Genomic DNA, 18,030 nt, shown 5'->3' with positions numbered 1-18,030 from the left:
TCCCCGTACGAGCCGTTCATCGACCATTCAACCAATGGCGGCTCAACTCCCTTCGGGAACGGCGCTCTTGATGATCGCGAAGGGTGCGCCCCACGGGTCCGTCAGCATGGCGAACCGGCCGATGCCCTCGGCGTCGGAGGGCGGAATGAGCGCGGCGCCCCCGGCCTCCACGGCCCGCACGTACACCGCGTCGCAGTCGGCCACCTCGAAGTAGGGATGCCACTCCGGCCGCGAGCCCTCCGCCAGATTCTCCTCGGGCAGCGTGAGGAGACCGCCGTGGCTGTGCTCCTCGCCGCCGCCCGCCGGGGTCAGCACGGTGTACGTCAGCTCGGGGCTCATCCGGACGTCCGTGAACTGCCAGGAGAACACCGCGTGGTAGAACGCCTTCGCTGCGTCGGCATCCGTGGTGTACAGCTCGGTCCAGGTCAGTGAGTTGGGTGCGCTCACGAGCTGTACGCCCTTGATGTCGGCGGGCTGCCAGACGGCGAAGTCCGCGCCCGCCGGGTCGGTGAACTGGCCCATGCGGCCGAAGCCGAACACATCGTCCGGCGGCATCCGGACGCTGCCGCCCGCCTGCTCGACGGACTTGGCGGTGGCGTCCGCGTCCGCCGTGTGGAAGTACAGCGTCCAGGCGGCGGACGCGCCCTCCTCGGTCAGCGGGCCGATCCCGGCCACGGTCTTGTCGTCCTGGAGGAAGAAGCCGTACCCGCCGTCAGGTCCGGCCGACTGGTAGTGCCAGCCGAAGACAGCGGTGTAGAAGGACACCGCGGCATCGGCGTCCGGAGCACCCAGGTCCAGCCAGTTCGGAACGCCCGGGACGAAGTCGGTGGAAAGCATGGTCCTGCCCTGCCCTTCAAAGGTCGGCGGCCGGGTCCGCCGCGCCGTGGCGAGGGCGGGCCGAGGTCCGTGCCGGGCCCGGGCTCGGCGCCCGGACCCTGGTGTTCGTGCGCCTTTCTCAGCATGGCAGCAGCCACTGACAACCGCGCCCGCGCGTGCGGGCGCCCCGTTGACACCCGGCCGGAGCGGCTCGACACTCCCCTGAATGCGGACGACTGTCGCGATCATCGGAGCCGGGCCCGCGGGTCTGCTGCTCGCCCGTCTCCTGGACGGAGCGGGCATCGAGTCCGTCGTCCTGGAGAGCCGCGACCGCGCCCACGTGGAGCGGCGCCAGCGCGCCGGGATCCTGGAGCAGGGGACGGCGGACGCCCTGCGCGCGGCCGGTGCGGGGGCCCGCATGGACCGTGAGGGCCTGCGGCACACCGGCATCGAGCTGCGCTTCGACCGGCGCAGGCACCGTGTCGACCTCCCCTCGCTCACCGGCGGCCGCTCGGTGCTCGCCTACGCCCAGACCGAGGTGTGCAAGGACCTGATCGCCCTCCGGTTCCGCACCGGCGGCCCACTGCTCTTCGGCGCCCGGGCCCTGGCCGTCGAGGACGCCGACACCGACCGGCCCCGGGTGCGCTACCGCCACGGGGGCCGCGAGGAGGTCCTGGAATGCTCCTACGTCGCCGGGTGCGACGGCTACTGGGGGGTCTCGCGCGCCGCGGTGCCGCCCGCGCTCACCCGGACCTACGAGCGCGCGTGGCCCTACGCCTGGCTGGGGGTCCTCGCCGACGCGCCGCCCTCGCACCACGAGCTGGTGTACGCCCGCCACGACCGCGGCTTCGCCCTGTTGAGCATGCGCCCACCGGGCAGCGGGGCCGCCGGCGCACCCATCTCCCGCCTCTACCTTCAGGTGCCCCCGGGCACCGACGCCGCCTCCTGGAGCGACGCGGACATCTGGGACGAGCTGGACCGGCGGGTGGAGACCGACGGCGGGCGGCGGCTCGCGCGCGGGGCGATCACGGCTAAAGCCGTCACCCCGATGCGCTCCTACGTACACGAGCCGATGCGGCACGGCCGGCTCTTCCTCGCCGGGGACGCCGCCCACATCGTGCCGCCCACGGGCGCCAAGGGCCTCAACCTCGCCGTCGGCGACGTCGTCACCCTCGCCCGCGCCATCGTCACGCACCGTGACACGGGCGACCCGGCGGGGATCGACGCCTACTCGGCGGACTGTCTGCGCCGCGTCTGGCAGGCCGAGCACTTCTCGTACGCGATGACGGACCTGTTGCACCGCGACCCCGACGCGAGCCCCTTCGACGACCGCCTCCGCCGTGCTCGCCTCGACCGGATCGCCACCTGCCGGGCGGCCGAGACCGATCTGGCCGAGGGCTACACCGGGGTTCCGTTCCGCTGCGACGCCTGAGCCGGGGAGGAACACAGGGGCCGCGGCGCGCGTTATTTCCACAGATGGGGAAAGATCCTCCCTGAGCACTAGGGCCGGATCTTTGCCAGCCCATTACTCTTGTACCAAAGCCACGCACGGTGGCCATGGAGGAGTGAGATGAGGAGCAGTAACCCGGTCTTCTCGCGACGGGGGTTCAGCCGCGACAACGGCTATGCGGGCTTCAACGCGCAGCCGCAGGCCGGGGGAGCCGCCGTCGGGACGCAGCAGGCCAATCCGTACGCGCAGGGCAACCCGTACGCGGGCGCGGGCCAGCAGGCCCCCACCAACCCCTACGCCAACAACCCGTACGCCCAGCAGGACCTGCAGGGCGCCCCGCCGCAGACCCCGGTGACCACCGGCCGTATGACGATGGACGACGTCGTCATGCGTACGGCCACCACGCTCGGCACGCTCGTCGTGACGGCGGCGCTCGCCTGGGCACTGCTCCCGGTGGACGACGCCAACATCAGCAAGTCGTACGGCATCGCGATCGGCGCCGGTCTGATCGCGATGATCCTCGGCTTCGTGCAGGCCTTCAAGCGCAAGGCGTCGCCGCCGCTGATCCTGGCGTATGCCGCCCTTGAGGGTGTCTTCCTCGGTGTCGTCTCCAGCGTCGTCGACAACCGCATCGCGAGCGGCGCGGCCATGCAGGCGGTGCTCGGCACGATGGCCGTCTTCCTCGGCGTCCTCGTGGCGTACAAGGCGGGCTGGATCCGCGTCAACCGCCGTTTCTACGGCTTCGTGATGGCGGCCGCCCTCGGCTTCATCCTGCTGATGGGCGTGAACCTGCTGTTCGCGGCCTTCGGCGGCGGTGACGGTCTCGGCTTCCGCAGCGGTGGCCTCGGCATCATGTTCGGCGTCATCGGCATTCTGCTCGGTGCCTGCTTCCTGGCCCTGGACTTCAAGCAGGTCGAGGACGGCATCGCGTACGGCGCCCCGCGCGAGGAGGCCTGGCTCGCCGCCTTCGGTCTCACGATGACGCTGGTGTGGATCTACATGGAGTTCCTGCGGATCATCGCGATCCTGCAGGGCAACGACTGACGGCCGCCCCCGGGCGGCTGACGTCCCGAGCACGGCCGAAGGGCCCGCGGAATCCATTCCGCGGGCCCTTCGCCGTCGCTGGGGTATGTCTGGATCTCTGCGGGGGAACGGGGGTCGGGGTCAGAGCAGCTTGCGTGCGGCACGACGGAGGTCGTACTCGTGGATGATCGCTTTGGCGTGGCCGTACGCGAGGTCGTGTTCGCCGCGGAGCCAGCTCACCTTCTCCTCGAAGCGGAAGAGAGAGGGGCCCTCGTCGACGGTGCGGAGCCAGTCCGACACTTCTCGACCTGTGCAATGGGGGATGCGAGCGAGCAGATTGCGGTGGGTCTCCTGGGAGAAGACTTGGGACATCGGCGCCTCCGGACGCGTTCGATGTGGTCCGTCCTTCACGACACCGTGCCTGAGCGTTCGGGTATTGGCAACAGTCCCGGCTCGGCGCGTAGGGTCGCACAGTGCTCGATACGACGCCTTTGATCACGGCAGTTGACCGTTTCGCGGACCGGCTGCGCGCCGCCCCGCAGTCCCGCCTTCAGCGCGGCGCGGCGGCCGCGGCGCTGGCGCTCGCCAGGGATCTGGCGGTGCGTGCGCAGGAGCGGGAGGACCCGGCAGCGGAACCGCACCGGATGCCCGACGCGGGCATGTTCGCCGCCGCCGACCAGATCACCGTCGCGGGGCGGGACTTGGCGGTCGTACTGCGCGACGAGAGCGATCTCGCGGAGGCGGTGCGCCTGGTGGAGGAGGCGGTGGGGCGGGCCGGGGTCTGACCGGCGCGCGTCCGCGAGAGCGGCGCCGGTTTAGGCGCACTAAACAGAGGCGATGACTCGGTCCGCCAGTATGTAGATGTTCTCGCTTCCGCACGCGAACGTCAGGGCGTACGCGCCCGAGATGCCGGAGCCGCCGAGCAGGACCGGCGCCTTGCCGTCGCGCAGGGCGGCGGCGAGCAGCTCCGCGGTCTCGCGGTGGCCGGGGGTCATGCACAGCGTGGTGCCGTCCGTGAAGACGTAGACGTCCAGGGTGCCGAGCGGGCCCGGGCGGACGTCGGCGAGCGCGGTGCGGGCGTCGGCGAGCTCCTCCAGGCAGGCCACGGTGCGCTCGTGGTCGCCGTGCCCGGTGGACTGCACGGGGACGAAGTCGGGGTGGGAGGGGTGGCGGCGGCGGGCGGCGGCCAGCTCCGGGGAGTCCGTGGCGAACTCGTCCAGGGCGCCGCCCTGGTCGGTGAACGGCTCGACGACCGGCTCCAGGCTCTCGGACTCGAGGCCCGCGAGATCCGCCTGGCGCGGCAGGAACAGTTCGTCCGCCATGCCGTCGGGCAGCCCGCTCAGGAGCGAGGGCGTGTCGGCGATGTCCCGCGCCTCCTGGGCGGCCCAGAACGCGCGCGCCTCGGCGAGCTCGCGCTCCCGCTCCTCGGCGAGGGCCTCGGCGACCGCCGTGCGTATCTCCTCGGTGTCCACCGCGGTGCGGGCGGCGGGTACGGAGGCGCGACCGGCGGCCACGCCCCGGCTCTCGGCGAGTTCGGTGCGCAGGTCGGTGATCTGCTTCCGCAGGCCCCGCACGGAGTGCAGGGCGGCGGCGCCCGCGGCCGTGGCAGCGGCCGCGGAGAGCAGCAAGGCAAGATGCGTGGCGCTCACTGACGTACTCCCGGTTTCAAGTCGACCCCCGACTTCCTACATCAGCTTGAAGCCTGCACCATCCCGCTGTCAGTGCATTACGTCACGAACCGGACAGGACTTTCGGCCTGGTGTTTACCCGCCGGACCATGCTGACCTGGCCAAACGCACGGCATCCTGGGGATTGTCACATCCTGGGGGAGATTGGGTCACGAATGAGTGGCGGGGCCTGAGCGGCCGCGGTGTCCCGAGGTGTGAGACGGGCGGCCACTCAGGGTGCCGGGTGGGGCACTGGCCGGGTCAGCTCAGGCGCTCGATGACCATCGCCATGCCCTGACCTCCGCCGACGCACATCGTCTCCAGGCCGAACTGCTTGTCGTGGAACTGGAGGCCGTTGATCAGCGTGCCCGTGATGCGGGCGCCGGTCATGCCGAAGGGGTGGCCGACGGCGATGGCGCCGCCGTTGACGTTCAGCTTCTCCAGCGGGATGCCGAGGTCCCGGTAGGAGGGGATCACCTGGGCGGCGAAGGCCTCGTTGATCTCGGCGAGGTCGATGTCGTCGATGGTGAGTCCGGCGCGCTTCAGGGCCTGCTTGCTGGCCTCGACCGGGCCGTATCCCATGATCTCCGGGGAGAGCCCCGAGACACCGGTCGAGACGATCCGGGCCAGCGGGGTCAGGCCGAGCTCGCGGGCCTTGGTGTCGCTCATGATCACCAGGGCGGCCGCGCCGTCGTTGAGGGGGCAGCAGTTGCCCGCCGTGACCAGGCCGTCGGGGCGGAAGACGGGCTTGAGGCCCGCGACGCCCTCCATCGTGACGCCCGCGCGGGGGCCGTCGTCCTTGCTGACGACGGTGCCGTCGGGGGTGGTGACCGGGGTGATCTCGCGCTCCCAGAAGCCGTTCTTCAGGGCTTCCTCGGCGAGGTTCTGCGAGCGGACGCCGAACTCGTCCATGTCCTGGCGGGTGATGCCCTTCAGGCGGGCGAGGTTCTCGGCGGTCTGGCCCATCGCGATGTACGGGTCGGGCAGCAGGCCGTCCTCACGCGGGTCGTGCCAGTCGGCGCCCTCGGACCCGGCGACGGCGACGGTGCGGGCCTCGGCGTCGGCGAACAGGGGGTTGTGGGTGTCGGGCAGGCCGTCGCTCGAACCCTTGCCGAAGCGCGAGACCATCTCGACGCCGGCCGAGATGAAGACATCGCCCTCGCCCGCCTTGATGGCGTGCAGGGCCATGCGGGACGTCTGCAGCGACGAGGAGCAGTAGCGCGTGACGGTGCAGCCGGGCAGGTGGTCCATGCCCATCTGCACGGCCACGATCCGGCCGAGGTTGTGGCCCTGCTCGCCGCCGGGCAGGCCGCAGCCGAGCATCAGGTCGTCGATGTCCTTCGGGTCGAGCTCCGGCACCTTGGCCAGGGCGGCCTGGATGATCGTGGCGGTCAGGTCGTCCGGGCGCAGCTCCTTCAGGGAGCCCTTGCCCGCACGGCCGATGGGGGAACGGGCGGCGGAGACGATCACGGCTTCGGGCATCACGGGCTCCTACTGGCGGGGGCGCCCTCGGCAGGGCGGGACTCCCTGGAAGTTACCTGCCCGTAACGGCGTCGGTCACCGGGTGGGAGCTGTGACGCGGGCCGCATTTCTAAGCGGATGCTCAGGGCCGGGGGGGGGCGGGGCTCTCTGCCCGGGGTCCGTGCCCCCCAAGGGGCGCGGGGAACCGCGCGCTCAGCGCGCGAAAAGCCGCAGACGCGTCTGCGTGCTCGCTCGGCAGATGCGTCTGCGGGTCTGCTCTGGCTGAGCGCGCAGTTCCCCGCGCCCCTTGAGGGGGGCACGGGCACGGTGGCCGACGGCGCTGCGCAGGGCCCGGCTCAGATGATCGGTGCCCGGTCCGGCTCCTGGATGCGCCGCCGGCGGCGGCGCTTGAGCAGGGCCCACGGCCCCCTGGGGCCCGTGGGCATGGCGCCGGTGACCTCCGTGCCGCCCTCCGCCGCCGCCTGGGCCGCCGCCCGGGCCACGGGCAGGAACCCCTCGCGCCGGGAGACATCCGGACGATCCTCTTCCGGCCACAGGCCGAGCGCCGCGCACAGCGTGGGCAGCAGGGCCATCGCCGCGGTGGCGTACCCCTCCGCTGAGGGGTGGTAGTTGTCGGGTCCGAACAACTCCCGGGGGTTCGCCAGGAACTCCGGCGCGAGCAGGTCGCCGAGCGACACCGTACGGCCGCCCTGCTCCACCACGCCGATCGTCTGGGCGGCGGCGAGCTGCCGCGAAACGCGCCGGGCGAGCCATCGCAGCGGCTGGTAGACGGGCTCGATGGTGCCGAGGTCGGGACACGTCCCTACCACCACCTCCGCCCCCGCGGTCCGCAGCCTGCGCACCGCCGCGGACAGCATCCGCACCGACCGTGTCGGGGGCATCCGGTGCGTGACGTCGTTCGCCCCGATCATCACCACGCACACATCGGGCACCCAGCCTGTCTCGTCGGACAGGACCAACGACACCTGCCGCTCCAGGTCGTCCGACATCGCCCCGGGCTGCGCCACCACCCGCACGTCCACCGGCCGCTCCGCCACCGCGGCGAGCCCGGAGGCGAGCAGCGCCGCCGGGGTCTGCTGGACCCGGCGCACGCCCTGCCCCGCGGCCGTGGAGTCGCCGAGCACCGCGAACCGCAGCGGCTCGCCGCCGTCCGAGCGGTCCGCGAGCGGCGCGCCGTAGCGCCCGTCCGCCCGTGGCGGCGCCCCGAAACCGCCGTTCCCGACCGACCGCTTGGCCAACTGCACCTCGGCGAGGACGAGCCCTACCGTGGCCGCGCCGAGCAGCCCGATGCTTCCGCCGCCGTACGCCGCACCCGCGGCGATGCGCCGCGCCACCCTCGCCCTCGACACCCCGTGGTCACCTCAGCAAAGTCGTCCTGAGCCGTACATCGTCGTCCTGAGCCGTACAAGCGGGCGCACATCCGGCGTACACCCCGTACACCCACTCATTGCCCCGTCGGACGGGGCGGCCAATCGCAACGGGAGGTGAACCGACGAGATGGAGCCGTAGTCTGACCGCACCCATATATCTCGTACGACGTCCCTTCCCGGGACATCCACGACATCGCAGCCCGGAGACACGGAGACAACGGTGCATTTCCACGACTCGATGATCAGCCTCGTCGGCAACACCCCGCTGGTGCGGCTCAACAACGTGACCAAGGGCCTCAAGGCCACGGTCCTTGCCAAGGTCGAGTACTTCAACCCGGGCGGCTCCGTGAAGGACCGCATCGCGCTGCGCATGATCGAAGCCGCCGAGGAGAGCGGCGCGCTCGTCCCCGGCGGCACGATCGTCGAGCCGACCAGCGGCAACACCGGCGTCGGCCTTGCCATCGTGGCCCAGCAGAAGGGCTACAAGTGCGTCTTCGTCTGCCCGGACAAGGTGTCCACGGACAAGATCAATGTGCTGCGCGCGTACGGCGCCGAGGTGGTCGTCTGTCCGACCGCCGTCGACCCCGAGCACCCGGACTCGTACTACAACGTCTCCGACCGGCTCGTACGGGAGATCCCCGACGCCTGGAAGCCGGATCAGTACTCCAACCCCAACAACCCCTTGTCGCACTATCACTCCACCGGCCCCGAGCTGTGGGCGCAGACGGAGGGCCGGATCACCCACTTCGTCACCGGTATCGGCACCGGTGGCACGATCTCCGGGACCGGCGGGTATCTGAAGGAGATCTCCGGCGGCAAGGTCACCGTCGTCGGGGCCGACCCGGAGGGGTCGGTGTACTCCGGGGGGTCCGGACGGCCGTACCTCGTCGAGGGCGTCGGTGAGGACTTCTGGCCGACGGCCTACGACCGGAACATCACGGACGACATCGTCGCGGTCTCGGACAAGGACTCCTTCCAGATGACCCGCCGCCTCGCCAAGGAGGAGGGGCTGCTCGTCGGCGGGTCCTGCGGCATGGCGGTCGTCGCGGCGCTGCGGGTGGCCGAGGGGCTCGGGCCCGACGACGTGGTCGTCGTCCTGCTGCCGGACTCCGGCCGCGGCTACATGAGCAAGATCTTCAGCGACGAGTGGATGAACGACTACGGCTTCCTGGAGGAGGCCGGTGACCAGCCGCGCGTCGGTGACGTGCTGCGCCGCAAGGAGGGTGGCGAGCTGCCTTCCCTGGTCCACATGCACCCCGAGGAGACCGTCGGCGAGGCCATCGAGGTCCTTCGGGAGTACGGCGTCTCGCAGATGCCCATCGTGAAGCCGGGCGCCGGGCACCCCGACGTCATGGCCGCCGAGGTCATCGGCTCCGTCGTGGAGCGGGAGCTGCTCGACGCCCTCTTCACCCAGCGGGCCTCGCTCGGCGACCCCCTGGAGAAGCACATGTCCGACCCGCTGCCGCAGGTCGGCTCCGGGGAGCCCGTGGGGGACCTGATGTCCGTGCTCGGCGGCGCCGACGCGGCGATCGTCCTGGTCGAGGGCAAGCCCACCGGGGTGGTGAGCCGTCAGGACCTGCTGGCGTTCCTGGCCGCGCAGCAGGGAGGGGCCCCGCAGGCGGGGCGCTGACGCTGCGTTGGCCCCCGGGGCGGGTGCGGGGGAACTCCCGGGAGTGGGACTTCCTGTACGGGGGGCTTGGCGGAGGTGGGGCCCCGTAAGGGAACCTGGCGGAGGCCGGAGTCCCCGGAAGGGGAACTTCGCGGAAGCGGTACGAAGGTGACACGTCCGCGCAGCGCCTGCTTAACACTCGCCTGGGAGCGTTGTGGGTGTCGGCGTCGGGAACTTCCGGAGCGGCTCCCGGACCTCCCTCGGCGCCCTGGACGCGGATGCCCGGCCCTGACCCGGCCCGCGCCCCTCGCGGGGACCGCCGCCGTCCCGCCCTCCGGGGGTTCCCCTCCGCAGGTGTCGGCGGTCCCCGCGCCTGCCCTCCGGGACTGCGGCCCCCCGCCGCCCGGCGGCCGCTCCGGAGGCCCGGAGGGGCGGTGATGGTGAGCGGGGGAGAGAGCGGCGAGGTCGGGTCAGTCGTCCCAGGTGGAGGGTTTGCGGTTGGAGGGGCGGAGGAGGGAGAGGATTCCCGCGCCCCGCGCGGCATGCACCGCGTTGACGCCGACGATGCCGAACCAGGTGACGAACAGACCCGAGAGCCCCGCGTTGACCACACCGATCGCGGACAGCGGAATCGCGAGGATCAGCGAGACGATCCCGAAGCCGAACCGCTCGCCCCAGGAATCCACCCCGCTGTCGGGAGTGCGGGCACCACGCGCCACGACCATCTGTTGCTCCGCCATATGCCGGCGCATGCGCCGGTCGATCGTGCCGTCCAGGCGCTGCTCGACCTTTTCCAGGAAGGAGTCGACCAGAGCGGACTCGTACTCTTCGCCGAGGTCCTTGCGCGCGTGCAAGGCGGCGTCGAGTTCCTTCTTGAGTTCGGCGTCATGAGGGGCTTCCATAGACCGTACGGTACGCAGCCCCCGCCCCGCCCGACACTGGGGCTAACCCCCCATTATGGCCTGGGCCGAACCCCACACCCCCAGGTCAGGGCGGTTCCACGGGGATCGTCACCTCGGTGACCGGCCCAGCAGCCGCAGCGCCTCCTCCAAGGGCGCGGAGCCGTCCGGCACCGCGAGGGCGGGGCCGAAGGCGGAGCCCGGTGCGCGGTACTCAGGGTCCGCCGGTACCAGGCGGGCGACCGCCAGGGCGGCACCCCGGACCTCGTCGCTCAGTCGCAGGTCCACCCCGAGCGTGACCGCGACGTCCCAGGCGTGCACCACGTAGTCGATGAAGTGGAAGGCGATCGCCTGGAGACCGGGGAAGGTCCGGCCGAGATCCGGCAGGACGAACTCCCGCTCCGTGACGCCCGGTTCGGCGAAGGCGTCCAGAACTTCCGTCGCGGCTTCCAGGTGCACCCGGGCCGGTTCGCCCATGTCCTGCGGTTCGCGCCAGTGGGAGGCCTCCTGTCCCGCGCCGTGTGCGGCTGCCGCGAAACCGCGGTGCTGTGCGGCCATGTGTGCCACGAGCCTGCGCAGGTCCCAGCCCGCACAGGGGGTGTCCCGCTGCCAGTCGTCGTCCTTCGCCAGATCCACGACGCGCACGGCTTCGAGGACGGCGATCCGATCGAGCTCGACGAAGTCCGTTCCGGTTGTTGTCATGAGCCGAGTATAAAACTATCCGAACGGTCGTGCACAGTTAGTTCGTCGGTTTTCTCAGGTTGGCCCATATCCGACGTCTCAGGACTGGGGTGACGGCCTCTTCAGGACGGGGGGACCAGCCTGGGATCCACCGCTGTGCCGCGCAGCCGCGCTCCGATGCCCGCGCGGGCCCGACGGTAGGCGGTGTCGTCGTCATCGTGCAGTACGGAGATCATGTTGGCCGTCTCCATCAACGCGACGAGCTCGAACGCGAGCTGGCCGGCGTCCGTGTCGGGGAGCAGTTCGCCGACGGTGCGGGCCTCCTTGACGGTGCCCTCCACATGGGCCGTCCAGTCGCGCTGGGAGCGCACGACGGCGTCGTGCACCGGGCCGGAGCGGGCGTCGAACTCGGCGATGACCTCGTAGAAGAAGCAGCCGCCCGGGAAGACGCGGCCGCGCGAGTACTCCAGCCAGAGCTCGCAGAGCTGCCACACCCGGCCGACGCCGGGCGGGCTCGCGAGGGCGGGGAGTACGACCTGCTCGGTGAAGATGCGGGCCGCCTCGCGCACGGTGGCCAGTTGCAGCTCCTGCTTGGAGCCGAACAGGGCGAACACCCCGCTCTTGCTCAGGTCGAGTTCGGCGGCGAGGCGTCCGGTGGACAGGGCCTCCAGCCCCTCGACGGAGGCGATGTCCACAGTGCGGCGCAGCACCAACTGCCGGGTCCTGTTGCCCCGTTCGATTCTGCCGTCGGGCCGAGACATGGTGGGCGTCCTCCTGGTGCAGGGACGTGTGGTCGGCGACCACGCTGCGAGACTGGTGTGAGAGCGGGGAGGGGCCCGTGCCCCGGCACCGTGCGAACGGAGGCGTGGCGGTGGGCTCATCGGTGCTCAGGGCTACCAGTCTGCCAGGCGGAAGATCGCCACTGCCCCTTCGCGGGTGCGGACCCCGGACGCGGCGGCATCGGCTGACGCGGCGGCATCGGCTTCAGTGGCCCGCCCTGTCCAGGCGGGCCCGGCCGCCGTTCGCGGAGGGGTGGGCGACCGCGGGCGGTGGGGTGGAGCCGCGGGGGAGGCCGACGGCGGTGACCAGGACGACCAGGAGCCAGGCCGCGATGCCCAGGACGAAGGTGAGGGTGAACTGGCTCTCGGCGGGCAGGGCGGGTACCCCCGACGGCAGCCCGTCGAGGGTCTTGGCCGTCATCAGCGTCGTGATCACCGCGCTGCCGATCGCGCTGCCGCCGGAGCGGGAGATCGAGTTGATGCCGTTGGCGATGCCGGTCTTCTCCGGCGGGACCCCGCTGACGATGAGTGCGGGCATCGCCGCGTAGGCGAAGCTGATCGCGGTGCCGTTGACGGCGCTGGCGGCGATCACGGAGGCGGTCGTGTCGTGGGCCACGGCCAGCCAGGTGGAGCCGAGGGCGCCAAGGACCCCGCTCAGCCCCAGGACCAGTCGCGGCCCGTGGCGCTTGACGAGGATGCCGCCGAACGGAGCGGCCACGAGCGCGAAGGCCGTACCCGGCAGCAGGTACTGGACCGCGGCCCGCAGCGCGGAGGCGCCGAACCCGTACCCGGCCACCGACGCGGGGATCTGGGCGAGGAAGGACAGCGCGATGAACTGGGCGAACATCACGAACCCGACGAGCAGTCCGGCCACGTTGGTGCTCAGCACCGGACGCAGGACGAACGTCGGCAGGTCGATCATGGGCTCGCGCACCCGCTTCTCGACCATCCACCAGGCGATCGCCGCGAGCACCGCCGCGGCGAAGCAGCCGAGTGTCCGGCCCGACGTCCAGCCCCACTCCCGCCCCTGGGAGACGGGCAGCAGCAGGAGCGCCAGGGAGGCGCTGAAGGTGAGCGCGCCGAGCAGGTCGGTACGGCCACCCGGGCCGTCACGGTCCGCGGGCACCCAGAGCACCGACGCGACCAGGATGACGGCGGCCAGGCCGACCGAGAGCCAGAACACCCGCCGGTAGTCGGCGTCGGCGCCCTGGGTCAGCAGACCGGAGAGCACCAGGGCCAGCCCGCTCCCGATCCCGAGCATTCCGCTGACCAGGGCCATGGCGCCGGCGAGCCGTTCCGGGGGGACCTCCCTGCGCAGGATGGCCAGGGCGAGCGGGAAGATCGCCGTGGCGCTGCCCTGGAGCACACGGGCCACGATGAGCAGCGGCAGCGACTGCGTCAGGGCCGCGAGGAGCGAACCGGCCAGCAGGACGACGATCACCGCCACGAGGACGCGTTTCCGGCCGTGTTGGTCACCGAGGCGGCTGAGCAGCGGGGTGAAGACGGCCGCCGACAGCAGTGTGGCCGTGTTGACCCAGCTCACGGCGGAGGCCGAGCTGTGCAGCGAGGTCTGGATCAGACCCAGGATCGGCACGAGCAGCGTCTGCATCATGGACACGACCATCGCGGCGGCGGAGAGGCTCACCAGGAGGGCCGTCCGGCCCGCGGGCGCACGGGACGTGGCGGACGGAGCGGGCTGAACAGGTAGGGGCATGTCGGAAACCCTTCGCTCCTGGGGGGCGGCTGTCGGCGGTGAGCTGCCCGGGTGGTGGCGCGGGTGCGATGTGTGCGATGTAGGCGATCCGCTAGATATTAGCACGGCCGGTCGTATTAATATGCCCTCCAGTGTGGTAAACAATATGCACGGTCGTGCTCCTTGTGGGAGTGGGCGGCCATCCCGCACGCACGTGAGAAGGGAAGGCCGCACACGTGATGCGCAACGAGAGCGAACTTCGCGATAAGCGCGATAAGCCCGAGAAATCTGAAAAGTCCGTGAACCCCGCGGGGACGGATGCGGAGCGCCTCGATCCGTACTGCCTCAAGGAAGGGGAGGTGGAAGAGCTCCTCTCCGGCCACCCCTGGCGGCGGTTCGTGGCACTGGGGGACAGCGTGGTGGAGGGACTCGGTGATGCCGTGCCGGGCTACCTCGACGAGCCCTGGGTCGACAGACTCGCCGGCGCCCTGCGACAGCACGCGGGCGACCTCGTCTTCCGTAACCTGGGAAGGCGCAACACCCGCGCCGCCCTGGTCCGTTCGACCCAACTCGACAAGGCGCTGGCGTTCGAGCCGGACCTCGCGCTCGTCGCCTGTGGTGGGTACGACACCCTCGTCGCTCGATTCGACGAGCACCGGGTCGCGTCCGAGATACGGGCCATCGTCGGCGCGTTACAGGACCGCGGCAGCACGGTGATCACCGTGAGCATGATCGACAGCTCGCGTTCACCGCAGTTGCCGCCCGCCGTCCGGGAGCGGTTCGCGAGGCGCCTGCGGGCCCTGTCCGACGCCACCTCGGTGATCGCCCGCGACCTGGGCACGCTGCACATCGACCTGTTCGACCACCCGGTCGGTGACGCGGACAACCTGTTGAGCGCCGACGGCAAGCACGCCAACCGGCGCGGTCACGCCATCGCTGCCGCCGAGGCGGTGCGCGCCGTCGGCGCCCATCTGGCCCGGCCTGAGCTGAGGAACGGTGCGGCATGACGACGACTCATGACGAGCGGACGGACACCGCCCCCTCCATACGTGACCGGATGACGCTTGCGAGCATCCTGACCGGGGGCTGGCTGGCCCAGGGCTGCTACGCGCTGGCCAAGTCCGGCATCCCGGACCTGCTCGCCGACGGGCCCCGTCCGGCCGGCGACCTCGCCGCCGCGGCCGGCGCCGACACCCGCGCGGTCCGCCGTCTGCTGCGCGTCCTGGCCGCCGTCGGCCTGTTCGCCGAACCCGAGCCGGGAGTCTTCGCGCTCACGCCGGCCGGACGGCTGCTGTGCACCGACACTGTACGGTCGAGCCGATCGGCCGCGATCATGTTCGGCGAGGAGGTGTACCACTCCTTCGGCGAGATCACCCACACCCTGCGCACCGGACAGCCGGCGTTCGACTCGCTGTACGGCATGCCGTTCTACGACTACCTCGACAGCGACCCGGAGACGGCCGCCGTGTTCACCGCGGCGATGGGCACCGCGCCGGTGCCCGCCGCGCTGAACAGCGTGGACCTCACGGGCGTCGGCACCCTCGTGGACGTGGGCGGCGGCGACGGCAGTCTGCTTGCCAAGGTGCTGCCCCGGCACCCCGGGATGCGCGGGGTCCTGACCGAGCTGCCGGAGGCCCTCGAAGGGGCCCGCGAGCGACTGGGCACGCTGGGTCTGGCCGACCGGACCAACTTCACCGCGGGCAGCTTCTTCGACGCGCTGCCCCCGGGCGGCGACGTCTACACGCTCTCTCGGGTGCTGCACAACTGGAACGACGACCGGGCCGTGCAGATTCTGCGCCGGGTCCACGAGGCCATGCCCGAGCACGGCAGGCTGCTCGTTCTCGAACGACTGGAGAGGCCGGTGTCCGAGGGCGCGACGCGCTCCCGGCAGGCCGCCCAGGGCCGCCTCGTCGACCTGCTGATGCTGGTGATGATGGAGGGCTGGGACAGATCCGAGGAGGAGTACCGGGGCCTGCTCGACGCCGCCGGTTTCACGGTCCGGGCCGTGCATCCCGCCCCGTTGCAGTCCGACCGCGCCGAGCACGTCATCGAGGCGGTACCGGCCGCACGGGGCGGCGCGGCGGCGGGGGCGGCACGATGAGCGCCCCCATGATCGGCGCCGCGCCCGCACGAGCCGCAGCCGCGGCGGACCGGCTGCTCGTGCTCAGCGTCGGCTCCCGGCCGGAGTTCCACGCCGCCGTACGCACCGCGCTGAGTGACGCGGGCGACGGCCCGGGACACGGTGACGGCTGGCCGGAGCTCTACCAGGAGACCGCCCGCCGCGCGCACCGCTTCCTGGCCCGCACGCTGGAGGGCGACGAGACCACGGTCGTGACGGTCGGCACGCTCCCCGAGGCCGCTGCCGCCCTGCGCGCGGCGGCCACGGGCTCCACGACCGCCACCCTCGCGCTGCTCCTGGTGGACGCGCGGGCGGCCGGGCTGAGCACCGACCCGCTCGCGGACACCATGGACGCCGCACTGGAGGAGTTCCTCGCCTCGCTTCCCGCGGCGGTGTCGGCCGACCTGTCGGCGTACACCGTGCACGTCTACGACGAACTCGACCGGTCACCGGTCCGGCTCGGCCGGTCGTACGCGCTCAAACAACTGCCCGAGGAGCCGTGGCTCCTCGCGGCGGACGTCATCTGTGCCTTCGCGGACCAGACCCAGTTCCGGCACGTCGCCCAGGTCATCCGCGCCGGGTCCGCGCCCCGGCGCGTGCTGGCCCAGTGGCTGCACTCCTTCCTCACCGCCCGCGCAGAGGACACCTGGGGGCTGCACTACTACACGGGCTCCATCGTGACCGGGCTGATCGGCGAGCTGGAGCGGACCGCGGAGCGGTCCGGGAACCCGGTCCTGCGCGGCCCGAGCGAACACGGCCTGGCCTGCGGGGCGATGGCGCGCTGGCAACTGGACGAGGCGCCGTTCCTCATGGTCGTCACCAACGGCATGGTGGACGAGTTCAAGGGCACGCTGGCCAATCTGCGCGAGACGCACGCCCGCGGCTTCATCGTCTGCGCCGATCCCGACCCGGGCGGCTGGTTCCCCTTCCAGGGCACCGTCCACCAGGGCGAGGACGCCCGCGAGGTGTTCCGGGCCCGCGGCCTGCACACCTTCCACCTGGACGATCCCGGCCGCCTGGCCGAGGACCTCGCCGCCGCCCAGCAGGCCTACGACGCCGACGAGGGCCCGGTCGTCCTGCTGACCACCGCGGCCGTCCTGGACACGCCCGCCACCGGCGCCGGGCCCGCACCGGCCCCCGCCCCACCCGCCCGCGCCCAGGTCACCGAGAGCGCCATCGAGCCGGTGCTGCGCATGGTCAACGAGGAGCCCGCCAGGCTGCTGTGGCAATGCGGCAGGCTGGACGCGGAGGAGCGCGCGCTCACTTACGCCCTCGCGCGGACGGCCGGTATCGCGCTCGCCGACTCGCTGACCCGACCCGGCACGGTGAGCCGCTACCACGAGGGCGCCCACGTGCCCGAGTACCTGGGCACCCTCGGCATGATGGGCTGCTCGGCGCGGGTGCACGCCTTCCTGCACCACGAGGGGCGGCTGCGCGGCAGGACGGAACAGGCGCTGTTCATGCTCAAGAGCAAGATCGCCGAGCTGTCCACGCCGTTCACACCGCGCGCCCTGGCGCGCCAGTTGCGGATCGTCCAGGTCACGCACACCCCGGAGCACATGGCGCCGTACACCGACCACCCGGTGGTCGCCGACGCCCGCGGCTTCCTGCGGGCCCTGCACAACGGCCTCGCGGTCGACCCCGAGGTGGTGGCGGACCGCCGCGCGGCCATCGCCGCCACCCGGGACAGCGCCTCCGACGTGTTGCACCGACTGCCGCTGCGGCCCATGAGCCCGAACTACTTCTTCCACCAACTGGGCGACTGCCTGACCGAGTTGATCACCCGGCACGGCTACACCTACACCGGTCTGTACGACGTGGGCCGCGGCGGCATCTCGGCCGTACGGAACCTGCCGCGCACCGGGCCCGGATTCTCCGGCTGGTACGGCCGGGCCCTGATGGGCGACGCCCTCCAGGCGGTGCCCGCGGTCGCCCTGACCCGGGACGACAACGTCCTGGCCTTCGTCGGTGACGGCGCCAACGCCCTCGTACCCGACATCGTGCCGACCCTGGTGCAACAGGCGGTGCAGTACGGCAGGCGTCCGGCCGGCAACGTCAGCGTCTTCCGGCTGATCGACGGCGGCCACTCCGTCATCCGTACGTACCGCGAGACCCGGACCGCGGTGGCGGCGGACCGACAGACGCAGGTGCTGCATCTCCAGCAACCGGAGTGGACGTGCGACTACGGGCCGCTGACCGTCTCCCACCACCACCTCACCGACGTGCCCCGGGACGCGTTGCGTGAGCGGCTGCTGCGGCGCGGCACCGTCGACCTGTACTCGGTGGAGCTCGCGCACAACAACGAGGGCGACGGCATGAGCCCGGCCGGTGCGCTCGGCTGGCAGCGGGACGAGCTGGCCGAACTCACCTTCACCGTGGCCCGCACGGCTCGGCGCAAGGCCGAGCGCACGGCCCGCTGACGGAGCCGCGACTATGACGGCG

General features: G+C 71.8%; 16 protein-coding genes. 7 read left to right on the top strand and 9 right to left on the bottom strand.

Annotated elements, in window-relative coordinates:
• Positions 1-42 precede the first annotated feature (42 nt).
• Complete coding sequence (locus tag IG78_RS0116425) at positions 43-837, bottom strand: VOC family protein (protein ID WP_030563731.1); 795 nt, start codon at positions 835-837, stop codon at positions 43-45.
• Between the two features lie 205 nt (positions 838-1,042).
• On the opposite strand from IG78_RS0116425, the gene IG78_RS0116420 reads away from it, so the two are divergent.
• Positions 1,043-2,248, top strand: a complete 1,206-nt coding sequence (locus tag IG78_RS0116420) for a 4-hydroxybenzoate 3-monooxygenase (protein WP_030563729.1) — start codon at positions 1,043-1,045, stop codon at positions 2,246-2,248.
• Positions 2,249-2,386: 138 nt separating this feature from the next.
• Positions 2,387-3,310: a Bax inhibitor-1/YccA family protein gene (locus IG78_RS0116415; RefSeq protein ID WP_030563727.1), complete on the top strand. Its 924-nt coding sequence runs from the start codon at positions 2,387-2,389 to the stop codon at positions 3,308-3,310.
• A 120-nt stretch (positions 3,311-3,430) separates the two neighbouring features.
• Here IG78_RS0116415 and IG78_RS0116410 read toward each other — a convergent pair whose 3' ends face one another.
• On the bottom strand, positions 3,431-3,661 hold the full coding sequence (locus tag IG78_RS0116410) for a DUF4287 domain-containing protein (protein WP_030563726.1): 231 nt from the start codon (positions 3,659-3,661) through the stop codon (positions 3,431-3,433).
• Between the two features lie 101 nt (positions 3,662-3,762).
• Here IG78_RS0116410 and IG78_RS0116405 point away from each other — a divergent pair, with 101 nt between their 5' ends.
• Positions 3,763-4,074 carry a hypothetical protein gene (locus tag IG78_RS0116405; protein WP_030563724.1) on the top strand — a complete coding sequence of 104 codons (312 nt, stop codon included), beginning with the start codon at positions 3,763-3,765 and terminating at the stop codon, positions 4,072-4,074.
• A 39-nt stretch (positions 4,075-4,113) separates the two neighbouring features.
• On the opposite strand, the gene IG78_RS0116400 is transcribed toward IG78_RS0116405, so the two are convergent.
• From IG78_RS0116400 to IG78_RS0116390, 3 genes are all read right to left on the bottom strand, one after another.
• Positions 4,114-4,938: a hypothetical protein gene (locus IG78_RS0116400; protein WP_030563722.1), complete on the bottom strand. Its 825-nt coding sequence runs from the start codon at positions 4,936-4,938 to the stop codon at positions 4,114-4,116.
• Positions 4,939-5,217: 279 nt separating this feature from the next.
• The gene (locus IG78_RS0116395; RefSeq protein ID WP_030563720.1) at positions 5,218-6,438 is read right to left on the bottom strand and encodes an acetyl-CoA C-acetyltransferase; all 1,221 of its coding nucleotides are present in this window, start codon (positions 6,436-6,438) and stop codon (positions 5,218-5,220) included.
• Positions 6,439-6,773: 335 nt separating this feature from the next.
• Positions 6,774-7,772, bottom strand: a complete 999-nt coding sequence (locus tag IG78_RS0116390; RefSeq protein ID WP_030563718.1) for an SGNH/GDSL hydrolase family protein — start codon at positions 7,770-7,772, stop codon at positions 6,774-6,776.
• Between the two features lie 256 nt (positions 7,773-8,028).
• Between IG78_RS0116390 and IG78_RS0116385 the strand changes: the two genes are divergently transcribed.
• A complete protein-coding gene (locus IG78_RS0116385) occupies positions 8,029-9,438 on the top strand; it encodes a cystathionine beta-synthase (RefSeq protein ID WP_030563716.1) in 1,410 nt (469 codons plus the stop codon).
• Between the two features lie 449 nt (positions 9,439-9,887).
• Here the strand turns inward: IG78_RS0116385 and IG78_RS0116380 are convergent, their stop codons facing one another.
• From IG78_RS0116380 to IG78_RS0116365, 4 genes are all read right to left on the bottom strand, one after another.
• On the bottom strand, positions 9,888-10,319 hold the full coding sequence (locus tag IG78_RS0116380; protein WP_030563714.1) for a membrane protein: 432 nt from the start codon (positions 10,317-10,319) through the stop codon (positions 9,888-9,890).
• A 108-nt stretch (positions 10,320-10,427) separates the two neighbouring features.
• Positions 10,428-11,018: a TIGR03086 family metal-binding protein gene (locus tag IG78_RS0116375; protein ID WP_030563712.1), complete on the bottom strand. Its 591-nt coding sequence runs from the start codon at positions 11,016-11,018 to the stop codon at positions 10,428-10,430.
• Positions 11,019-11,119: 101 nt separating this feature from the next.
• Complete coding sequence (locus tag IG78_RS0116370; RefSeq protein WP_030563710.1) at positions 11,120-11,758, bottom strand: TetR/AcrR family transcriptional regulator; 639 nt, start codon at positions 11,756-11,758, stop codon at positions 11,120-11,122.
• A 223-nt stretch (positions 11,759-11,981) separates the two neighbouring features.
• Positions 11,982-13,490, bottom strand: a complete 1,509-nt coding sequence (locus tag IG78_RS0116365) for an MFS transporter (protein WP_051852694.1) — start codon at positions 13,488-13,490, stop codon at positions 11,982-11,984.
• A gap of 338 nt (positions 13,491-13,828) precedes the next feature.
• On the opposite strand from IG78_RS0116365, the gene IG78_RS0116360 reads away from it, so the two are divergent.
• From IG78_RS0116360 to IG78_RS49210, 3 genes are read left to right on the top strand one after another with little or no spacing between them, the layout of a single operon-like run.
• Positions 13,829-14,476 (top strand): SGNH/GDSL hydrolase family protein, encoded by a 648-nt coding sequence (locus IG78_RS0116360; RefSeq protein ID WP_199813269.1) that lies wholly within the window; start codon positions 13,829-13,831, stop codon positions 14,474-14,476.
• Positions 14,473-15,570, top strand: coding sequence for a methyltransferase (locus IG78_RS0116355; RefSeq protein WP_051852693.1), 1,098 nt, complete (start codon positions 14,473-14,475; stop codon positions 15,568-15,570). The genes IG78_RS0116360 and IG78_RS0116355 overlap by 4 nt, the downstream gene beginning before the upstream one ends.
• Entirely contained in the window at positions 15,567-18,008 is a 2,442-nt protein-coding gene (locus tag IG78_RS49210; protein WP_157855804.1) for a hypothetical protein, read from the top strand. Before IG78_RS0116355 ends, IG78_RS49210 begins: the two co-directional genes overlap by 4 nt.
• Positions 18,009-18,030: the final 22 nt, after the last annotated feature.

The organism is Streptomyces aureocirculatus, assembly GCF_000720475.1.
In the GTDB taxonomy this organism is placed as follows: Bacteria; Actinomycetota; Actinomycetes; order Streptomycetales; family Streptomycetaceae; genus Streptomyces; species Streptomyces aureocirculatus.
This window is presented reverse-complemented; position numbering and strand designations above follow the sequence as displayed.

Coding starts and splice junctions, on each gene's coding strand:
- IG78_RS0116365 (WP_051852694.1), bottom strand. CDS start 13,490: ATGCCCCTACCTGTTCAGCCCGCTCCGTCCGCCACGTCCCGTGCGCCC.
- IG78_RS0116410 (WP_030563726.1), bottom strand. CDS start 3,661: ATGTCCCAAGTCTTCTCCCAGGAGACCCACCGCAATCTGCTCGCTCGC.
- IG78_RS0116415 (WP_030563727.1), top strand. CDS start 2,387: ATGAGGAGCAGTAACCCGGTCTTCTCGCGACGGGGGTTCAGCCGCGAC.
- IG78_RS0116420 (WP_030563729.1), top strand. CDS start 1,043: ATGCGGACGACTGTCGCGATCATCGGAGCCGGGCCCGCGGGTCTGCTG.
- IG78_RS0116355 (WP_051852693.1), top strand. CDS start 14,473: ATGACGACGACTCATGACGAGCGGACGGACACCGCCCCCTCCATACGT.
- IG78_RS49210 (WP_157855804.1), top strand. CDS start 15,567: ATGAGCGCCCCCATGATCGGCGCCGCGCCCGCACGAGCCGCAGCCGCG.
- IG78_RS0116425 (WP_030563731.1), bottom strand. CDS start 837: ATGCTTTCCACCGACTTCGTCCCGGGCGTTCCGAACTGGCTGGACCTG.
- IG78_RS0116375 (WP_030563712.1), bottom strand. CDS start 11,018: ATGACAACAACCGGAACGGACTTCGTCGAGCTCGATCGGATCGCCGTC.
- IG78_RS0116395 (WP_030563720.1), bottom strand. CDS start 6,438: ATGCCCGAAGCCGTGATCGTCTCCGCCGCCCGTTCCCCCATCGGCCGT.
- IG78_RS0116370 (WP_030563710.1), bottom strand. CDS start 11,758: ATGTCTCGGCCCGACGGCAGAATCGAACGGGGCAACAGGACCCGGCAG.
- IG78_RS0116380 (WP_030563714.1), bottom strand. CDS start 10,319: ATGGAAGCCCCTCATGACGCCGAACTCAAGAAGGAACTCGACGCCGCC.